We start from the raw sequence: 19,476 nt of genomic DNA, 5'->3' as shown, positions 1-19,476 counted from the left end.
CTCCCAGAATAGCTGTTGTCGTCTCCAAAAATTGTCGCCGGTTCACTGAAAGCCCCTTCTATTCCAATCTCATCTGCCCCAGCCAGACCTCCACCTGACAGACCGCTTTCGAACAGATCGGCAGGACCGGCCCTTCAACCGGCTGACCGTCCATCTGAATGCGGGTTACTCTGCTTTCCACGCCGCCCGGGTTGTGAACCCGAATCCGGTAGCGCGCGCCGCGGAACACCCGCTCCACGGAAAATTCCTGCCAATCGGATGGAATAACCGGATCCACCCGAAGACCCCAATACGTCGGTCGCACCCCAAGCATGTAATCAATGGCCACCCGGTACATCCAGGCGGCTGTGCCGGTTTGCCAGGAGTGGCTGGCCATTCCAGCCGTTGGATGCTCGTTGCTGGTAATATACTGAGAATAAACGTAAGGTTCAACCCGAAACTGATCCGAATCCACCGCATTGGGGAGCAACTTCTTGTAGTACGCGAAGGCCTGATCCCCTCTTTTGAGCAGGCACTCCGCCAGAATTGCCCACGTGGTGGCGTGGCAAAAAACCGCCCCGTTTTCTTTTTTCCCCGGTACGCAGCGGGTGATCAGGCCAATGTTCGGATCGATTTCCCGAAAGGCAGGTGCACATAGTTTCGGACCGAAGTCCGTGTCCAGGTGAATCCGAACGCTGTCCATAGCCTGGCGCAGTTTTTCCGGCTCCGAGACAGAGGCAATTACTGCCCAGGATTGCGTATTCAGGAAAATCCGTCCCGCCCGGTTCTCCTTGGACCCGATTTTTTTCCCGTCAGCCCCAAACGCCCGAATAAACCACTTGCCGTCCCAACATACGGTATTCAGGTTTTGTTGAATGCGATCGCGCAGGCGCTCCACTTCCCGGGTAAAGGCAGTCTCTCCTACAAAATGTGCCAGCTCTCCCAAACGATTGAGCATGGCTACGTAGAACATGCCGCCCCACACGCTTTCCCCTTCGTCTTCGCCGCCGATGTAATCGAGGGTGTCGTTCCAATCTCCTCGTCCGAAAATGGGCAAATGATGCGGCCCCAGATTATCTTCCGCATACCGAACCACCGCCTTTAAGTGATCCCAAAGAGTACCTTTCCCCCCGTCGGCAAAGGGTTCTTCCTCCTGCAAAAGGGCCTTGTCCCCGGTTTCTTGAATGTACTCCGTCACAGCCAGAATAAACCAAAGGGAATCGTCACAGTGGCGCGTCAACTCCCCCTGACCATCTCGGTAAAAATGATGGTACACCCGGCCATTGCGAAACATTTGGCGGGCCAACAATAAAATGCGTTCCCGGGCTTTTTGGACATCTGAAATCGTAATGGCCAAAATATCCTGAGCCATATCCCGGAATCCAAATCCCCGGCTGATGCCCCAATAGTAAAAACTGGCTACCCGCCCCACATCGAAAGCCACCTTGGCCTGATAAGGCGTCCAGTAATTAAGGAAAATATTGGTGTCGGCATCCGGGGTGTTTACGCGGACATGCTGAAAAAAGCGTTCCCATTTTTCCGTCACTGCCTGCAGAGCCGTTGCTGCATCTTCCGGGGTGCGAAATGCTTGAACCGCTGCCTGTTTGTCCGATTCAAACCGCTCCTTGGGAATTACACCCAGTCGGAACAGAACCGGAATGCGTCCCCCGGGAGGCAGGGTCAGATCGATTTTGAGCGCACCCACAGCATTACCAAAATCGCTGTCCTGTGAGGAAAGACGCCCGGTTTCCACGGCCTCCGGGGCATTTTCATTTCGGTAAGCCCCTAAAAAGCGCTCCCGCCGGGTTTCGTAGGCGGACACCGGATGATTCACCGTAAAAAATGCCCACTGATCCCAGGCCTTGTTTTCCTGCTGCTGGGTACTCAAGCCCTCCGTGATCCAGTAGGTTTTGGTGGCAAACAGGGCGTTCAACCGGGAGTCAAACACCACGCGATTGAAATGCTGATCGTCAGCCTGATTAATCAAATCCACCAAAGCGTGTCCCAAACAAAACTCCACGTACCCAAACAAAGAAAGTGAGCGCGGCCGGTTGGAGCGATTCGTAAGCACCAGGTGCCAGATTTCCTGTGTTTGGGCAACCGGTACAAAATAGGTGATTTCGGAGAAAATGCCATTTATCTCTGCAGAAACTCGGGTGTAGCCGAATCCGTGTACCGCTTGGTAAGCCTTTTGATTTTTCCCCACCGGCTGCCAGGTGGCGCTCCAGAAATCGCCCGTTTCCTCGTCCTTGATGTACACGTATTTCCCCGGACGATCCGGCGGAACGTCATTAATCCGATAGCGGGTAATCCGCCCGTGAAGGGGATTCTGCACGTAGCTGATGCCGCCGCCATTGTTGGAAATGGTCGAAAAGTAGCGATCGTTGTAGATGTAATTTATCCAGGGTGTGGGAGTGGCCACGTTGTCAATCACAAATTCTTTTCCGTCCGGTGAAAACTGACCGTACCGCACAGCATTTTCCCTCACAATATGCCTTTCCTATCAATTGAAATGTAAACAGTGTGTGATCAAAAAACATCTAAAAAATGGGGCAGAACGCCCTCTGCCTTCTGCCCCACCTTTTGAAATTATGTCTCGTTCAAGCGGGTTACTTGAGCAGCAGCATTTTGGTTGTAGCTGTTTTTTTGTCGGCTTGCAGTCTGCAGTAGTAAATACCGCTGGACAGTTTCCGGCCGGCATTGTCCGTTCCGTTCCAGATGGCTGTGTGGGACCCGGCGGCCATATTTTTATCGATCAACGTTCTTACCGGCTGACCCAGCATGTTGTACACGACCAATTTCACATGCCCCTGATTGGGAAGGGCAAAGCGAATCGTCGTTTCCGGATTAAACGGATTGGGGTAATTCTGGTACAACGCAAATCCCGAAGGAACCGATGTGGGGTTTTTCTGCACCACCCGGGTGGGAATTTCTTCCATCTCGGGTAAGGGCCAGGTCGGCTTCCAGTCGGGAGCCCCACTGACCTGAGTAATTCCGTATCCCCACACATCTGTTGCAGCCGTTCCGGTACGGATTTCTTTGAAATACGCCAGCAATCCGATGTCATTTCCGGTGGTTCCACTCAAAATTCCGGTATTAATCTGATCCATATAATCGACATCCGCATTCACATTATTGGAAGCGACCAATCCCGGCCAGGTTGTTTTATCCGCAAACATCGCTTTTGTACGGTCGTTCATCCAGTTTGGCGTAATGATTTTATCGCTGGCCGTGTCGTTCCAGGCAGCCCAGAAATCGGTAAGAGTGGTCGGCCAGAAATAGGTGTTGTTTTTCACCTCGACTGTTCTTCTGCTTTCGGCAATGCTGGCGATATCCGGTTTACTGGAATCCTCCGGGCAAAACATTTTGGCATTGTCCAAGCTCAAGGAATCCAGCGCAATGACCCCATACGTGGTATCCGGATGCCACAGGTTGTCCCACCACGGGTTCTCGGCCTGATCCACGCCGCCGGCGTAGGTTCCGTAGAAAACGTTGTTGTTAATTTTAGCATTGGTTACATTAAAGATAAAGAGAGGATTTTTAAATGTGTAAAGGACTTTATTGTGGATGAATTCAAAATACCGTGTGTACCATTTGGTCACCGGACAGGCGGCGTACCCATTTACGGCCAGCATGACGTTGTTTTTCATGCTCATGGTATCGGTGTACGCTGTTCCGGGCCATTCATTTCGAATAACTTCGCCAATGTACCACTGGTTCGGATGAACCATATTTCTAAAGTTGGAATTGGAAATAAAAAAATCGTCCCAATTCCCGTTATAACCGATAGCAAAGGTCTGCCACCCATCAAACACACAGTTGTTTACGGTTAACCGCACATTGTCTGCAGACACCTGAATAGCAACGCCTCCCCCGTTGGCTGTGTTGTTGGTGGCCAAAGCCAACAAATAAAGGTTCTTGAAAGTCCCTTTGATGCCTGGTGCATTCAAATTAAACATGGTCCCCGGAATGGATCCATCTTCCAAAACTGCCGGTTGAATGCAGGGAGGACGACCGGTTGAAGGATCGGGAACACCCAGAACGGTAATGTTTTCTGTAGAGGTAATGGTTCCCGAAAATTTGTAGGTTGTATCCAGCGAAACCAGTTTATACACATGGTGAGCCTGCGCCCCGGTTGAAAGCGTATCACCGGTAATGACATCATTCAAATTATTCGGCGTGGCATAGACGGTCAGGGTATCGCTGGTTTGAGCAAACGACTGAATAGGGGCGACGCAAAGCGCCACACCAACAATTAAAAACAACAACATTTTCATTCGGTTCATGGTGCTTCTCCTTTTTATTGATGGGTCAAGGTGCAATTGCGGAACACATCCCCATTTCCGTTCGCTGCACCTGTACAAACGAAACGGGTTGATTCTCCAAAACACCTAAATGATTTACGCCGGACATCACCACCTTTCTTTTTTTGTCTATGAGTCTGCTTTAAAAAGCCTTTGCCCACTAATTTCCCGAATTTTCACGAATTGATTTTATTGAAATTAAGTTAGCGTAATTTGTGTCATTCGCGGTTTTTAGAGTAAACTCATTCATTTAGAACTTGTTTTTGGGATTCACACCCCCCGCCGAAAATCTTTCTCCCCCATACAAGGGTCACAGTTTTAATCGAAGCCCGATATCCGCACTCATCCCATAAATTTCCATTGAGCGGGGTGTTTCCGGATACATTTGAAGGACACTCATGTCCTTAGCCCCATTCAGATTGTTGACATCCCCGTAAAGTTGAAGTCCAAACCAGGGCAATTTCTGCCGGAAGGAAATATCCCAGCGTTCGTAGGCGGCTGTACTGGTTCGTAACTGAGGCCATTGACTGGATCCGGTAAACACGTCGTCCTGGTAAAGCATGGACACCCGGATAGAGAATCCCTTGTAATCGTACCCGGTTACCAGATTGAGTATGTGATCGGGCTGATCAATCAGACGATCCGTAAAAGACGTATCGATATTGGACATGCTCGTGGCCCCGGCAAAGACGTAGGGATATTCAGCCTTCGAGTGCATTTTGGTGTAATTTACGCTTAGGACCAATCCTTTGAGCGGATTTGGCAAATACCAAAAATGGGTCTGCCACTCAAATTCCATGCCCCAGTTGTTAATCACGTAAGGGTTGTTAATATATGTGCTAATGTTGTAGGTAATTTGCGGAGACGGTGTTTTGTTGGTTAAATAGTACGGTTTGGCTTCCAGCCCGGGCTTGCTAAATCGCCAGGGGTAAATCAGATTGTCAATCTGCTTCAGAAAACCACCGATAGTCAGCAAACCCAATTTATTCCTGAAAAACGAGAAATACAGATCGTAGTTTCTGGAGCGGGACGGTTTTAATTTGTAATTGTTCCATGCCACATTCGCCCCCATGGATGCATCGATCCGCGGAATAATGGCCTTAAAATCCGGATAAGAAATGGTGTGCGAATAGGACAGGCGCACATCAAACCAGGGCAAGGGTTTATATCGAATGTTCATATCGGGCAGCCAGTAGGGATGACTCACCGTCACCGTGGTATCGGTGGAATGATTGTAACGCAAATACGAAAGGGGTGTCTGTTGTCCGCGGGTCCCGAAATAGGTAGTTTGCAGGTTTTGATAGCGGATTCCCGGGATGAGTGTCCACTGTCGGCCAACGTGAATCGTGGCCATGACGTACCCGGCAGTCATCACTTCGTGCCCGGAATAATTATGGGTCAGGGAAAGGTAGGTGTTGCGCGCAAAGGCCTCCCGTGATCCCGCTTTGGCAAACGCCCGCGTGTTTTCCCGACAAAAATTGACCAGGTCTTCCATCATGCTGAATTTAATGGGATTGTGCATCGTATAATCGCCTTCAAGAAATTCCCCATAGTCGAAATCCTTATCCAGAAAATACGAGAGATGAATGGCCGTCGGGTCACTGACATGCAAACCAAAATGTTTTACAATCATTCGGCTGGCACCCTGAGCACTGGGTGACACAAAGGTTGCATTCGTGTTGTACACCTCCGCCTCATAAGACCTCTTCTGGTACCGATATTTTCCCCCAAACTTGATCACAGAGGTGACCTGATTGGAAAAATTCAGGGGAAAATCCATATCCAGAGAAGCCATCAGTGTACGTTCTTTGGAATCGTTGTTGTTAATCAGAACCGTGTTTAAGTTCGCTTTCTTGGGATTGGGATCAACGGCCGCCACCACATCTTTCGGATCCAAATTAACCTTGTTCGAAAATTTGCCAATCCCCGCGGGCGACTGGTAAAAGGTCACTTCCCAATCCTTAGGCCGGCTGGTTTCCGAATAATTGTGAGCCAATCTGAGATCCGCATTAAGGAGATGGAAAAAGGGAAGCTTGCCTTTTATGGCCAGAATATTGCTCATCATGGTATTTTCGCCCTTCGAGTAGGACAACCCGTAAATGTGCTGATTCCCCCCCACATTAAAAAGCTCGCTTCGATCCGTTACCTTTGTAACCGCTGAATTGAAAAAATTCGTAAAACTGATCTTCCCCTCAGGCAGCCTGTAATCCAGGGCCAGAATTCCGTTGGTTCGTTTCCGAAACCGCGGCATGTAGTGAAGATCAATAGACTGGGTAATGTAGTAAATATGGTCTGTTGATTTGTGTGTGTAAGATGCAGAAAATTCATTGGACGTCAAGTTTCGGTTTTCAAAATTGGCCTGAATCAAAATCCCCAGGCGCTTTTTAAAAAATCGCCCCTCAATAATGGGAACATACTTGTAATTATCGTACTTGTCGTAAGCATCCGGAAGCCCCGTGTAGCCGTGCTGTGCCAGAAAATGAAATCCCACTCCATGCTTCGATGCCCTCGCTTCTCTTATCTCAAAGTCCACAGTTCCGCCCAACACATCTGCATCCTGATCAGCCGTTACCGTTTTAGACACGGCAATACCTTCCAGCATACTTGAGGAAATCATGCTCAAATCCGTACTTCGGTCATTGGGATTGGATGACGCCATCCGCACGCCGTTGATGGTAATCACGTTGTACTTGGGAGCCAATCCGCGAATAACGACCTTGCTTCCTTCGCCGCCAACCCGTTCAATGGAAATTCCCGGCAGCCTCCGCAGAGATTCGGCGGCATTGGCATCCGGGAGCTCCTGAATGCGGGCAGACGAGACCACATTTTCAATTCGGTCAGATGTCAACTGCTGATTGATGGCGGCCATCTGCCCTTCCGCCTGAGCGGTTACAACCACCGTTTTTCCCTTGACCACCCCCACATAATCCATGAAAATATTCTGCCGGAGTGTTTTACCCGGCTGCACCAGAATAGGGATGTCTTTTGTTTTATAGCCGATAAACTGGGACCGAAGGGTGTATTTTCCGGGAGGAACGTGAGGAATAATGTATTTTCCGTGGATATCGGACGCAGCACCTAAACTGGTTCCCACCAGAAAAACATTCGCACCGGGAAGGGGATCGTGAGTTTTGGAATCCCGAACGACCCCCTGAATGGAGGCCGCTGAACCTGCCTGAAGCACTACGGATGATCCGAACAAAATGACAGGAAACAAAAACACAAAGAAAAGGATCGTTTTTTTCATGGTTTCCACCTTTTTTGATTGAAAAGGCTTGCGCATTAATTTATGATTTTTTTCGGATAGGCCCCCGTTGACAAGCGATCATTTTAAAATATGAGGTAGTACCGATTGCTGCTTGAGAGAGTTACATGTTTGCTCCATTCGCCTTCGGGACTAAATTCATCCCGCCTTAAAACTTCTTTCGGCAAAGCGGCGTATAAAGGACAGATATCATCACAAATAGAACAAACCCTTCATCGATGCAACCAATTCGAGGCGCATGTATTTTTGCTTCTCAAATTAACATTTTCAATATAACATGATATTATTTTAAAGTCAACACTTTTTTGATATTTTTTATTTTTATTTCTATTGATTGCTACTATTTGTTTATTAATTGGTTATATGCATTATTGAATCAACAAATCATCTATCGTAAAGATTTTTATTAATTTGCTTTTTGTATATACCTGCATATTCTCATATTGATTTAATACATTTTTTGATCATACCTCTTTCTTTTATGGCGCATGTCTACTCGTTTTCGGTGTCTGAACATCCAACTTAACGGTCTATCCCCTTTCCATAAGATCAAAAGGGCAAACCTGATAAAATTCGCAGACAACGCTTTTGGTGAGGCAATTTGATAAAAAATACTTGATTTTTAATCTTCAAAGATTAGAATTATGTAAGGGAAATTTTCCGGTTTCGGAAAGAACACATCAGGCCATTTGAATTTTGAAGGAGATAAAAACCGTAACTATTTTAAAATGAAAGGATACAAAAATGAACCACCCCTTTATTCACGAAAACTTTTTGCTGAAAACCCCAACCGCTCAAAGGCTTTATCACGACTACGCGGAAACCATGCCGATCATCGACTACCACTGTCACATTAATCCGAAAGACATTGCCGAGGATCGAAAATTCGCGTCCCTGACGCAAATTTGGCTGGCCGGCGATCACTACAAATGGCGGGCCATGCGCGCCAATGGCATCGATGAAAAATACATTACGGGGTCTGCCAGCGACTGGGAAAAATTTCAAAAATGGGCCGAAACGGTCCCCTACACGCTGAGAAATCCCCTGTATCACTGGACTCACATGGAATTGAAAAAGCCGTTTGGAATTACGGACCTGCTGAACCCCTCCACGGCCAAGAGCATTTACGACGCGTGCACAGCCATGCTTCAAAATGATGATTTTTCTTGCCAAAATCTGATCAAAAAATGGGATGTGGAGGTCATTTGCACAACCGACGATCCAACGGATTCTCTCGACTCTCACAGAATTCTTCAGCAAAGTGATTTTGGTGTGCGCGTTTTCCCGGCCTGGCGTCCCGACAAAGCCATGGCTGTGGAAAACCCGGAATTTTACAACCGCTACCTCGACACACTTGCAGAACGAGCCGATTTGGACATCACTTCCTTCCCGGATCTTCTGGACGCTCTGCGCCGCCGCCACGATTATTTCGCTCAAATGGGATGCCGCCTTTCCGACCACGGGATTGAGGAATTTTACGCCGACAAGTACACAGAAGACGACATCGTTAAAATTTTCAACAAGGTTCGTTCCGGTCACACTCTGGAAGAAGGGGAAATCCGTAAATTTAAGTCAGCCATGTTAATTGAATTGGCCTTCATGGATCATGAAAAGGGATGGGTGCAACAATTCCACTACGGGGCCATTCGGAATACCAACACGCGCATGTACACCCGTCTCGGCCCGGATACAGGGTTCGATTCCATGGGAGACACACCCGTTGCCAAAAACATGGCCAAATTTTTTGATCGATTGGCCAGTCAGGAAAAACTTACAAAAACCATTATCTACAATATCAACCCGAAAGATAATGAAATGGTTGCCACAATGATTGGCAATTTTCAGGACGGTTCCGTTCCCGGGAAAATGCAATTTGGCTCAGGCTGGTGGTTTTTGGACCAGAAGCAGGGCATCGAGGCGCAACTGAATTCTCTGTCCAATCAGGGCCTCCTCAGCCGATTTGTGGGCATGCTGACCGATTCCAGAAGTTTTCTTTCCTATTCCAGACACGATTACTTTCGGCGCATTTTGTGCAATCTCCTCGCGGAAGACATGGAAAAGGGACTCATCCCAACGGATTGGGAATTGGTGGGACAAATGATTCGCAACATCTCCTATTTTAACGCAAAGAATTATTTCGAATTTTAGCGGGGATGCCTGGCTGCCGGGGTTTTTTAGCTGTTCTCGCCAAATATTTCCCTTAAAATCAGAGCGGTTGCTCCCATGGAAACGGAATAAATCCCAAAGGGTGAGAATGTGATTTGCGGAAGGGAAATTCCGATGGGAAACAATTTGCTGGATTTGCGTTTCACATAAGGGACAATGTAGTCACTAATAAAAAATTTCACCTGGGAGATGTCTCCCCCGATCACAATTAATTCGGGATTCAGGAAGGCAATAATATTGATAATCTCTTTGGATACAATCAAACCAATATTCCGAAAGACAAAATTGGCAATTCGGGAGTTTTCAGAGGTACACTTTAACAGATCCGAAAAGAGAACCTCGTCTCCCTTTTCAAAGCCCTTAATCGACTGCCATTCGCCCTTATTTTTTTGAATAGCCTTTTTGACCAATTTCGAAATGGGCGGCAGAATCGGAAAGATTTCCCCCGCCGTCCCTGAAGACCCGTCGTAGAGCTTGTGGCCGATAATCAGCCCGGCGCCAATGCTGAAAAAGTCCTCGTTAATTGTTAAATAAACAATGCTTTCAGGGAGCGTTTCCAGGGAATCAGGATACCATTTCACCCCCAGCGCCCCGGCGTTGGCATCATTTGCAATGATTATGGGAAGTCCCAGGCTCTCTTGCAAGCGCTTCTGCAACGGGACGTTTCTCATTCCGAGGGACTTGGAATAATGAATAATGCCATTTTTTGAATCCACCAGCCCCGGAAGCGCCAATCCGATTCCTATGATTTTATCCTCGGGGATGCGTTGTTCATCCATAAGCGAATGAATGTAGTTTCGAACGACGGCCTCAATTTCGTCCCCTCCGATTTTCCCCAAACTGGGTCGTTTTTCCTGATAGATGATCGTATTGGAAAAATCAATTAGGGTTGTTCGAATTTCCTTTGGAATGATTTCCAGCCCAATAATTACACCTTTATCGCTTCGAAGCTGCCACAATGTGGGAGGCTTCCCCCCCACACTGGAAGAATTCCCAATACGGCTGACCTGAATAAGGCCCTCCTTTTTTAATGATCGCAGAATGTAGACGATGGTGGAGGGCAAGATGTTCGTCAATCGGGCAATCTGAGCGCCCGAAATCTCACCATACAGGCGAATTGTATTCAGCACCTGTCTGTGTTTGGCATCCTTTAGGCGAATCGGAATGGAGACTGTATTCATAACTTAGTCCTTGGTTTATGGAATATATTTTAAAAAAAACATGGTTTGTGTTGAAGCGAATCAGGATAATAATAAGATAATTTATTGATACTTTTTTATTAATAATCAGTTACCCGAAAACCGGAAAACGTCTGTCCTGAAGATGTGAAATAAAAAAATGACGGGTTTATTCACATTTTAAAAATATTTAAATTTACGCTTATTTTATTAAATTGTCAAGCCTTTTTTGACCATTCTTGGACACGCTCTTCATCCGCCGTCGCACTCTACAAAAGATTTGACTGGATGACAGGATTTACTACCGATTTTCAGATCTTAGGGTACAAGATTCTGACAAATGCGAACAACAAATCTGTCTTTTTTGACAAATATCTTGACAGCCCCGCTTTTTTTTAGTAAAATAGAAGTTGAAAGGTGAGAAATACGTTTCTTAAAACGGTCAGTTTGTCGTTTTCGAAAAGTATTTCTCTTTGTTAAACGTGACGCGAGGTGGATGACGATGAAAATTCACTATCTTAATGGAAGACGGCTTTATCGAGCCATGAAAGCCGGTGCACAGGGCCTAATGAAAATGCACCAGCAGCTTAATGACATCAATGTATTTCCTGTGCCCGACGGAGATACCGGAACCAATATGGCCTCTACTGTTCAAAAAATTGCCTCTGAAATTGACGCAGCCAAAAACCAGTCCATTGAAAATGTCAGCGAGAAGATTGCAAATTCTGCACTGGAGGGTGCCCGGGGAAATTCCGGAGCGATCCTCGCGCAGTTTTTCCAGGGTTTGGCAGAAGGACTCGAGGGAAAGGTGAGAATCTCTACAGAGCACTTTGCTGAAGCCGTCAGGCAGGCAATCGATCGTTCGTACGAGGCCCTTTCCAATCCAAAAGAGGGAACTATTCTTTCCGTTATAAAGGATTGGGGCAAACACATTCAGGAGAAATCCAAGGAAACAAACGATTTTACCGAGCTGCTGAAAAGTTCGTTGGCAGCTGCAAAAGAATCTCTCCGAAATACCCCGAAAAAACTAAAGGTTCTGCAAAAAGCGGGAGTGGTCGACGCCGGTGCCCAGGGATTTGTTTACATGCTGGAAGGCGTGACCCAGTTCATTGACAGCGGCACCATCGAGGAAATCGAAAATCTAAATCTGAGTGAGACCGCCACGCAACAAAACAAGGAAGCGGCCATTACTTACTCCACCGATTCCATCACCTACCGCTTTTGTACGGAATTTTTTCTGAGTGGAGAGAATATTCCCCGGGATGAAATCCGGAAAAAGCTGGAGTCCATGGGCGATTCCCTCATTGTTGCCGGTTCGAGTACCCGGGTTCGGGTCCACATACACACAAACGACCCGCGCCAGGTGTTTGATGCTGTCCGCAGCTACGGGATAATCATGCAGCAAAAAGTGGATGACATGCACCAACAGCACACGGACAGCCACGGGAACGTCGCCAAAAGCAAAATTGCCCTGTTGACGGATACGTCGTGCGATCTCCCGGAATCCATTCTGCGGAAATACAACATCCACATGATCCCGGTGCGGGTTTTCTTCGACGGAGTGGAATTTTTGGATAAAATTACAATTTTTCCGGAGGAATTCTACGAACGTTTGCAAAAAGCCAAATCTTTTCCCAAAACCTCCCAGCCAACGCCTCAGGATTTTGTGAGATTATACGAGCAGCTGGCAAGTCAGTACGAAGCGATTCTTTCCGTTCATTTGGCGGGGAAACTGAGCGGAACATTGCAGGCGGCTGAGCGTGCTGCCAAAGAAGTCTCGGCAAAAACCGGCAAAAAAATTGCCGTGATTGATTCCCGAAACACGTCTGTTGGATTGGGATTGGTTATGATCGAGGCGGGTGAAGCGGTAAGAGCCGGAAAACCACTGGATGAAGTGATTCAAATTGTTGAAACGGCCATTAATAATCTCAAAATTTTTATAAGTACCGATACGGTTAAATATCTGGTGATGGGCGGACGAGTCAGTAAAGGAAAGGGATTTCTGGCCAATTTATTGGATCTGGTGCCGGTTATTACGATTACTCGGGAAGGCAAAACCAAAAAACTGGGAACAGCCAAAAAGGGAATTCCGGTACGGGAAAAGCTGCTCAAAATAATAGAGAAGCAAACCCGATCTTATCAAAAGCGGAAGTTCGCCATCGTCCACGTGGCTGCGCCTGAAATTGCAACGTGGTATGCCAGACGAATCGAGGAGCTATTCAAACAGGGGGTGGAGTTTATTATGGAAGCATCCCCCGCTTTGGGGGCACACGCCGGACCGGGCGCCGCCGCAATTGCTGTTCTGGGAAAGGAAGAATAAAATCAAACTATTGAGGATCGTATGCTAACCCTGCTAACCATCATTGTCGTAAGCTATTTGCTGGGATCATTCCCAACCAGCATTATCTTTGGAAAACTGTTTCGAGGCATTGATATTCGGAATTACGGAAGCGGGAATGCCGGAGGAACAAATGCCTTTCGGGTCATGGGATGGAAAATTGGGATTTCTGTGATGATCATTGATGTGGCCAAAGGAGTTCTTGCAACCGTGCTGGTCTCGCAAATCCGAATAGACTCCATTTCTCTGGCTCCCGTGTATCTTCAAATAATCGCAGGCTTCAGTGCCGTCATCGGCCATATCTGGACAATCTTTGCCGGATTTCACGGCGGCAAAGGGGTGGGAACAGCAGCAGGCATGCTCATTGGCCTTTACCCGATCGCTTTTATTTTTGTTTTCATTATCTTTTTGATTGTTCTTTTTACCACCCGCTACGTTTCCGTATCCTCGATGACAGCGGCTATTTCCCTTCCGATCGTTTTGTTGGTTCTGGACGCACTGGGCCGTCCTTACAAACCACCCCTTCTCATTCTAAGCCTCATTATCGCTATTTTGATTGTTTTCACCCATCGCAGCAATATCAAACGCCTGATGGCCGGAAATGAAAACCGTGTGACTTTCAAAAAGAAAAAATAGGGAGTTTTCCGATGAAAAAAACAGTGGGGCTGTTTGCTGTTTTAATCCTGCTTTTTACCGTGCACACCGGGTTTGCCTGCTACACCATTGTCGCCGGGAAAAAAGCGACGGCAGACGGCTCGGTTCTGGTGGGTCACAACGAAGATGATTCGGGCAGACGCCTCTTTAACCTCTGGCGCGTTCCCCGGTTGCATCACGAACCCGGAGAGGTGGTACAACTGAAAAACGGGGGCACACTGCCTCAGGTTCCTACAACCTGGTCTTACCTCTGGATCGAAAGCGTAGATCAGTCTTTTTCAGACTACGCCATTAATGAGTGGGGCGTTACGGTGGCCAGCAATGCCTGCCCTTCAATTGAAGATAAATCCGACCTCACCGACGGCGGGATCAGCTTCATGCTGCGCCACCTGATTGTGCAGCGGGCCAAAACTGCCAGAGAAGGGGTTGAATTGGCAGGAAAACTGCTGGACCGGTTCGGCTACGCCGCATTGGGCCGCACCCTTACCATTGCCGATCCTAATGAGGCCTGGCTGCTGGCGATGGTACGGGGCAAGCACTGGGTGGCCGAACGCGTTCCCGATGACCGGGTAGTTCTTCAGGCCAATATTTTCATTATCCGACAGGTCCATTTTAACGACCCCAAAAATTTCATCACCTCGAAAGACAATGTGCGGGATTACGCCATCCGGCGGGGCTGGTATGATCCGAAAAGCGGAAAACCCTTTGATTTCGCAGCGGTCTTTAATCGTATTTACGATAAAAAATATGCCTCCCGCGGGTACGACACCCGGCAGTGGCGCGGTCAACAACTGCTTTCGGGAAAAACGACCACCGTTCAGGAAGCCCTCAAAAACGGCCTGCCCTTTTCCGTTAAACCGGCTCATAAACTGACCCCGGCCGATCTCATGATCGTTTTGCGGGATCACTACGAAGGGACCCCTTATGATGTCACCGTAGACAAAAAAGGAAACCCCAACCGGAGTTTTGAGCGCACCATCTGCACGGCCGCCACGCAGCACTCCACCATCAGCCAATTGCGGGCCGGTCTGCCTCCCGTTGTGGCCAATGTGGTCTGGTTGAGTTTTGGGCGTCCCGACGTGAATACGTACGTCCCGTTTTACGCCGGTATTCCGGAGGGCCCCCGCTGCATGCATTTTGTCCCCGGACAGGACACCTGGGAAAATTCGTTTGCCCACCATTTCAATCCCCTGCCCGGAACCTTTGATTACCGTCCCGATAAGGCCTTCTGGATTTTTAACGACCTGGAAAATCTTATGGGGCTGAATTATTACAAAACGATCGGTGAAATCCAATCGGTCTGGAACGCGCAAGAGAAGGAGGCCTTTGCGCTGCAACCGTCCGTTGAAAACACGGCGATTGAATTACTCAAGACCAATCGGGAAATGGCCGAAAAATTTATTCGGGATTATTCCTTTGGCCGGCTGCAAAAAGCGCTGCGCACAAGCAAAGAACTCACTCAAAAAATTAAGGGGGAAATTTACAACTAATTTCGGCGTGATTAAGAGGTCCCCGGCACGTAAAAAGTGCCGGGGACTTTATTAAAACATACCCTATTCCGGGGAAGGGGTTTTCTTGATTTCAGTCATGTCCTCACTGCCGGATGGAGGAGTATCCGGGGGTTCCTCCGATTTTTTGGAGGCTTGAAGCCCGCTGATCACAATTCCGGTACCGATCAAAATCAGCAAAGCCGGCCACAGGCGAAGAATTTGACGCCGCGTGTACCAATCGATAAGTCCCACACGATCAGCCCAAATAATAAATCCAAAAAAGAGAAACAAACTGGCGGGAATGAGGAGCCCCCAATTTTCCGGTTGAACAATGTAGAGAGCCACAAAGGCCAGTCCCAAAATAATCATCAGCATGCCGCCGATAGAAACTTCAATGTAAGGCTCATACCAGGACAGATTTTTTACCAGAAACAGAAGCCCGCTCAGAAAAAACAGAACACCCGGGAAAATGGCTCCCCGATCCCGAGGCACGCGAACGAAGAAAAAAATACCCAGCAAAATGACCAGGGACGGCCAGAAAACATTCCAATCAAATGTAAAAATATCCAATTGATTCAGTAATAAGATCAAACCGATTACAATCAGAACAATTCCCGGCCACATGGACTGTGTTCGATTCCTAACAGCACCTTTCATTTTGTCACCTCGGTCTCTTGTTCTTTGTAAGGTACCACAATTACCAAAATAATGTACACCAGGATTCCGGCCGGGGGATGGAAGAGAGAAACCAGCAACCACCCCAGTCGAATCCAGGTGGGATCGACATCAAAATATTCTCCCAATCCGCCGCAAACGCCGGCGATTTTTTTGTTCGTCAGCGAGCGGTATAATCTTTTCTGTGATTTCTGTGATTTCGGTTGTGAAGGTGCCACGGGTTCCTCCTTTCTCGGTTCGGTGGTTTCCCGGAAGATGTCTTCTGCCTTTTCCTCGGGTTTGGACGCCACGTACCAGATGTAGAAAACGCCCAGGGCAATCAGCATAATCGGCCAGAAAAGACGCCAATCGAACACCCACCGCCAATAAAAATCAAATGGAAACCAAAAGGGGGCATAATTTGCAAGAAGAAAATAAATTCCTGCAATAATTAAAATTGCTCCGATAAGAATAGACGTATTTGAATGATCGGTCCGTGCTTTTGTACTGACTTCCTTTTCGTAAGGATTTTTAGGAATGATAATCAAAGCCAGCAAATAGAGCAAAATTCCAATTCCATTAATGAAGGCCAGGAGCACAAAAAGAATGCGGATAAGCGTGGCATCCAAACCCAAATAGTCACTCATTCCGCCACAAACGCCTGAAAACACCCTATTGGTACGTGAACGGTACAAGTATTTCATTTTTTTATCGGAATTTTGATTTTCCATAGTGCCTCCCGGGGAAAATTCAGACAACCACCAGACAACGACAAGAATCCTGATTCCATAAAAATTAATTTTCCTGCCACTTGTCTTTGTCTTGAAATACGAATAAAAGGGGATTTTGTTTCAGAAGGAAAGGCCGGACGGCAGAATCTGAATCGTGGATTTTTCATGAATTGCTCTTCTTTGGAAGAATCACAAGTCCATCCCTTGCTTGCTGAAAATCAGAAGCCCCCAAGAATTATGCCGGGTTTCCCCCTGTTAAACCAATCCCCTCATTTCGGCTTCTTCCGAAACACACGGACCTGTCGTTTTTTTGGATACAAGCCATTCCATACGAATGACCTGAAGTCAAGCAACTGCCTTCAAATGTTTTAGAACCTCTTCCGTCATCTCTGAAGTGGACAGAACAGTTGAACCGGCTTCGGCAATATCCGCTGTCCGAAAGCCATTCGCCAGTGTTTTTTCGATGGCCGATTCAATGGCGCGGGCGGCTTCTTTCTGGCCAAAGCTGTAGTCTAACATCATGCCAACCGTAGCAATGGAGGCCAGCGGATTGGCTTTATGAGTTCCGGCAATATCCGGGGCGGAACCGTGGACAGGCTCGTACAATCCGATTTTCCCGCCGACGCACGCGGAAGGCAGCATTCCCAGAGACCCCGTGAGCATGGACGCCTCATCACTCAAAATATCACCAAAAAGATTCCCGGTCACAATCACATCGAATTGCCGAGGATTTCGAATCAACTGCATGGCGGCATTGTCCACGTACATGTGGGTAAGGGTCACATCGGGATAATTTTTGGACACGTCGATGACGATTTCGCGCCAGAGTTGGGACACGTCCAGAACGTTGGCCTTTTCCACAGAGGTTAACCGGTGATTGCGCTGACGGGCTATTTCGAAGGCCAGTTTTGCGATGCGCTCGATTTCCCAATCAGAATAAATCATGGTATTAAATGCCACACGGGACTTTTCCCGCGTCTCAAAACCGGAAGGGCTGCCAAAGTAGATTCCACCCGTCAACTCCCGCACAATCATGATATCCACCCCCCGAACCACCTCCGGCTTCAGTGTGGATGCCGAAATCAATGCATCCCAAACCCTGGCAGGACGCAGATTGGCAAAGGTTCCCAGAGCCTTCCGAATCCCCAAAAGACCCTGTTCGGGTTTTTTCGAATGGGGTAAATTTTCCCACTTCGGCCCGCCAATGGCCCCCAGAAAAACTGCATCGGCATGTCGGCATTTTTCAACAGTTTCGGGCGGCAAAGGACTTCCTGTTGCATCAATGGCAGCCCCGCCGATGAGAGCCTCTGTTAATTCCACTGAAAAACCAACTCTTTCGCCGGCGGCCTTCAACACCCTCATTGCCTCCGCAACCACCTCAGGACCGATTCCGTCACCGGGCAAAACCGTTACACGATAGGTCTTCACGATACAAAATCTCCTTTCATTCGAGCATAATTAAAAATTCCGCCTGCATTCAATATGTCTTCTACATCACCCAGAGGCAGCAAATCCACCGTGTCGCCCGAGGTTAGATTCGTCAGTTTTCCCGCGTCCACATCAATTTCAACACGATCTCCCGTTCTGAAGGATTGAAAAACGGATCGGGTTGCTTCGAACGGAATCACGAATCCGCCATCGATGGCATTTCGGTAAAAAATACGGGCGTAACTCTCTGCAACAATGGCCTGAACCCCTGCAATTTTCAGGGCGGCCGGAGCATGTTCACGGGAGGAGCCGCAGCCAAAATTCTTTCCGGCCACAATAATGCGGAACTCGGAGTTCGTCTCGCCCTCTTTTACAAAGGGAATGCTTCCGTTTGGTAAACCAGCCTGCGCTGCGGGCACTCCGGAAAGACAATATTTTCCGTAGAGTTTCTGTTCCTCCGGGTCTTCCAGATCGTAAACCAAATGTCGTGCCGGAATAATCTGATCCGTATCCACATTGTCCCCCAAAACGTAAATCTTTCCTGAAATTTTCTTTTTCATAAAAACTCCGCCTTTATTACTTGCAGGATAAACGGACATCCGGAGAAATCCTGTCAACCCTGTCAACACATTTTTATGATTTCTTTATGCCAGAAATTTTCGGGGATCGGTGATTTTGCCTTCAAGAGCCGAGGCGGCCACCGTGTAGGGAGAGGCCAGGTACACCTGAGAATCCATGGACCCCATCCGGCCCGGGAAATTTCGGTTGGTGGTTGAGATGCACACCTCACGATTATTCAATCGGCCGAAGGTATCCGGGGGCCCGCCCAAACAGGCCGCACAGGACGGTGGTCCCACCCGGACACCGGCAGTTTCCAGAATGTCCCGAATGCTCTTGCCGTCCATTTTTGTCTCGCTAAGTCCCCTTTCCACCGCGGTTGTTGCAGGAACGGCAAAAGTAGGGGTTTTTACTTCACCCTCCTTCAAAATCTCTGCGGCGGCGATAAAATCGGTTAGTTTGCCTCCCGTACAGGAGCCAATGTATGCCTGATCCAGAGGGGTTCCTTCCACCTCAGTTACAGGCGCTCCGTTTTGCGGGGAGTGCGGTTTCGCAACCAACGGCACCAATTGGGATACATCGTAGGTGAACACCTTTTCAAAGACAGCATCGGCATCGTTGTAAACAGCTTCGTAAGGGGCGTCGGTTCGGGCAGAAACAAAATCGAAAACCTCCTCGTCCGGCTCAATGATGCCGTTTTTGGCCCCGGCCTCAACGGCCATATTGCACAG

Annotated in this window: 13 protein-coding genes and 1 pseudogene; 4 read left to right on the top strand and 10 right to left on the bottom strand. The window is 48.0% G+C overall.

What is annotated here, in order from left to right:
* Positions 1–58 precede the first annotated feature (58 nt).
* The 3 genes from GXO76_06655 to GXO76_06645 form a co-directional block, all read right to left on the bottom strand.
* Entirely contained in the window at positions 59–2,452 is a 2,394-nt protein-coding gene (locus GXO76_06655; protein ID NOY77534.1) for a glycosyl transferase family 36, read from the bottom strand.
* Positions 2,453–2,588: 136 nt separating this feature from the next.
* A complete protein-coding gene (locus tag GXO76_06650) occupies positions 2,589–4,265 on the bottom strand; it encodes a T9SS type A sorting domain-containing protein (GenBank protein ID NOY77533.1) in 1,677 nt (558 codons plus the stop codon).
* Between the two features lie 328 nt (positions 4,266–4,593).
* Positions 4,594–7,530, bottom strand: coding sequence for a TonB-dependent receptor (locus GXO76_06645; GenBank protein NOY77532.1), 2,937 nt, complete (start codon positions 7,528–7,530; stop codon positions 4,594–4,596).
* Between the two features lie 762 nt (positions 7,531–8,292).
* Between GXO76_06645 and uxaC the strand changes: the two genes are divergently transcribed.
* Complete coding sequence (gene uxaC, locus GXO76_06640; protein ID NOY77531.1) at positions 8,293–9,696, top strand: glucuronate isomerase; 1,404 nt, start codon at positions 8,293–8,295, stop codon at positions 9,694–9,696.
* A gap of 26 nt (positions 9,697–9,722) precedes the next feature.
* Here uxaC and GXO76_06635 read toward each other — a convergent pair whose 3' ends face one another.
* Complete coding sequence (locus tag GXO76_06635; GenBank protein ID NOY77530.1) at positions 9,723–10,895, bottom strand: ROK family transcriptional regulator; 1,173 nt, start codon at positions 10,893–10,895, stop codon at positions 9,723–9,725.
* A gap of 499 nt (positions 10,896–11,394) precedes the next feature.
* Between GXO76_06635 and GXO76_06630 the strand changes: the two genes are divergently transcribed.
* Genes GXO76_06630 through GXO76_06620 form a run of 3 tightly spaced genes read left to right on the top strand, consistent with a single transcriptional unit; the run spans position 11,395 to position 15,374 of the window.
* Positions 11,395–13,212 carry a DegV family EDD domain-containing protein gene (locus tag GXO76_06630; GenBank protein NOY77529.1) on the top strand — a complete coding sequence of 606 codons (1,818 nt, stop codon included), beginning with the start codon at positions 11,395–11,397 and terminating at the stop codon, positions 13,210–13,212.
* A gap of 21 nt (positions 13,213–13,233) precedes the next feature.
* Positions 13,234–13,866, top strand: a complete 633-nt coding sequence (gene plsY / locus GXO76_06625) for a glycerol-3-phosphate 1-O-acyltransferase PlsY (GenBank protein NOY77528.1) — start codon at positions 13,234–13,236, stop codon at positions 13,864–13,866.
* Between the two features lie 11 nt (positions 13,867–13,877).
* Positions 13,878–15,374, top strand: a complete 1,497-nt coding sequence (locus GXO76_06620) for a hypothetical protein (GenBank protein ID NOY77527.1) — start codon at positions 13,878–13,880, stop codon at positions 15,372–15,374.
* A gap of 63 nt (positions 15,375–15,437) precedes the next feature.
* Here GXO76_06620 and GXO76_06615 read toward each other — a convergent pair whose 3' ends face one another.
* The 6 genes and pseudogenes from GXO76_06615 to GXO76_06590 all read right to left on the bottom strand — a co-directional run.
* Complete coding sequence (locus GXO76_06615) at positions 15,438–16,031, bottom strand: hypothetical protein (protein NOY77526.1); 594 nt, start codon at positions 16,029–16,031, stop codon at positions 15,438–15,440.
* Positions 16,028–16,375: a PspC domain-containing protein gene (locus GXO76_06610; protein ID NOY77525.1), complete on the bottom strand. Its 348-nt coding sequence runs from the start codon at positions 16,373–16,375 to the stop codon at positions 16,028–16,030. Before GXO76_06610 ends, GXO76_06615 begins: the two co-directional genes overlap by 4 nt.
* 177 nt (positions 16,376–16,552) lie before the next feature.
* Positions 16,553–16,759, bottom strand: a pseudogene (locus tag GXO76_06605) (PspC domain-containing protein).
* 345 nt (positions 16,760–17,104) lie between these two features.
* Positions 17,105–18,187, bottom strand: a complete 1,083-nt coding sequence (gene leuB, locus GXO76_06600) for a 3-isopropylmalate dehydrogenase (protein ID NOY77524.1) — start codon at positions 18,185–18,187, stop codon at positions 17,105–17,107.
* Entirely contained in the window at positions 18,184–18,747 is a 564-nt protein-coding gene (locus GXO76_06595; protein ID NOY77523.1) for a 3-isopropylmalate dehydratase, read from the bottom strand. Before GXO76_06595 ends, leuB begins: the two co-directional genes overlap by 4 nt.
* A gap of 84 nt (positions 18,748–18,831) precedes the next feature.
* Positions 18,832–19,476: 3-isopropylmalate dehydratase (locus GXO76_06590; GenBank protein NOY77522.1), on the bottom strand; the 645-nt coding region annotated here is incomplete at its 5' end.

It is taken from the genome of Calditrichota bacterium (assembly GCA_013151735.1).
Lineage (GTDB): Bacteria > Zhuqueibacterota > JdFR-76 > JdFR-76 > BMS3Abin05 > BMS3Abin05.
Note: the sequence above shows the minus strand (reverse complement) of the source record. Positions and strands in the feature narration are given on the sequence as shown.

Coding starts and splice junctions, on each gene's coding strand:
- GXO76_06650 (NOY77533.1), bottom strand. CDS start 4,265: ATGAACCGAATGAAAATGTTGTTGTTTTTAATTGTTGGTGTGGCGCTT.
- GXO76_06645 (NOY77532.1), bottom strand. CDS start 7,530: ATGAAAAAAACGATCCTTTTCTTTGTGTTTTTGTTTCCTGTCATTTTG.
- uxaC (NOY77531.1), top strand. CDS start 8,293: ATGAACCACCCCTTTATTCACGAAAACTTTTTGCTGAAAACCCCAACC.
- GXO76_06635 (NOY77530.1), bottom strand. CDS start 10,895: ATGAATACAGTCTCCATTCCGATTCGCCTAAAGGATGCCAAACACAGA.
- GXO76_06630 (NOY77529.1), top strand. CDS start 11,395: ATGAAAATTCACTATCTTAATGGAAGACGGCTTTATCGAGCCATGAAA.
- plsY (NOY77528.1), top strand. CDS start 13,234: ATGCTAACCCTGCTAACCATCATTGTCGTAAGCTATTTGCTGGGATCA.
- GXO76_06620 (NOY77527.1), top strand. CDS start 13,878: ATGAAAAAAACAGTGGGGCTGTTTGCTGTTTTAATCCTGCTTTTTACC.
- GXO76_06615 (NOY77526.1), bottom strand. CDS start 16,031: ATGAAAGGTGCTGTTAGGAATCGAACACAGTCCATGTGGCCGGGAATT.
- GXO76_06610 (NOY77525.1), bottom strand. CDS start 16,375: ATGCTGATTGCCCTGGGCGTTTTCTACATCTGGTACGTGGCGTCCAAA.
- GXO76_06595 (NOY77523.1), bottom strand. CDS start 18,747: ATGAAAAAGAAAATTTCAGGAAAGATTTACGTTTTGGGGGACAATGTG.